Raw genomic sequence first — 641 nt, 5'->3', positions numbered from 1 at the left:
CGCCAGCGATTCAGTCAGGAACGGATAGCGGCGGCGCAGGCGAGCGGCATAATCGTCGCGGTCGCCTTCAATGGCGCCACCCGGTAGCACACTCTCTTTCGTCCATGCCGGGCCAATACCCTGATAATACGGCGTTAGTTTTTCCAGCGCATGTTCCGCCAGTTTTCGGTAGGTGGTCAGCTTACCGCCGAATACCGACAGCAGCGGTGCTTTGCCATTTTCATCATGAATATCAAGGGTGTAATCACGGGTAATAGCCTGCGGCGAGTCGGACTCATCATCACACAGCGGACGCACACCGGAGTAGGTCCAGACGATATCGTCACGGCTTAACTGCTTTTTAAAGTGCGTGTTATACACATTCAGCAGGTAATTGATTTCACTCTCTTCAATCTTCACCGCTTTCGGATCGCCTTTGTACTCGACATCGGTAGTGCCGATGATGGAAAACTCGTCCATCCACGGGATCACGAACACAATACGTTTATCTTCGTTTTGCAGAATGTAGGCTTGCTTCTGGGTATGCACGCGCGGCACCACAATATGGCTGCCTTTGATCAGGCGAATGCCATAAGGCGAAGGCAGATGCATCCCGTCGTCGAAGAACTGTTTCACCCACGGGCCGGTGGCGTTAACCAAGC

Annotated in this window: 1 protein-coding gene; it reads right to left on the bottom strand. The window is 53.2% G+C overall.

The window, feature by feature from the left end; translation table 11 throughout:
* On the bottom strand, window positions 1–641 hold a 641-nt coding region (locus tag ACLO87_RS16810), incomplete at both ends, for an FAD-dependent oxidoreductase (protein WP_430224347.1).

Source organism: Paenalcaligenes sp. Me52 (assembly GCF_050487965.1).
Lineage (GTDB): Bacteria > Pseudomonadota > Gammaproteobacteria > Burkholderiales > Burkholderiaceae_B > Paenalcaligenes.
The sequence above is the reverse complement of the archived record's forward strand: the minus strand, read 5'-3'. Positions and strand labels throughout refer to the sequence as shown.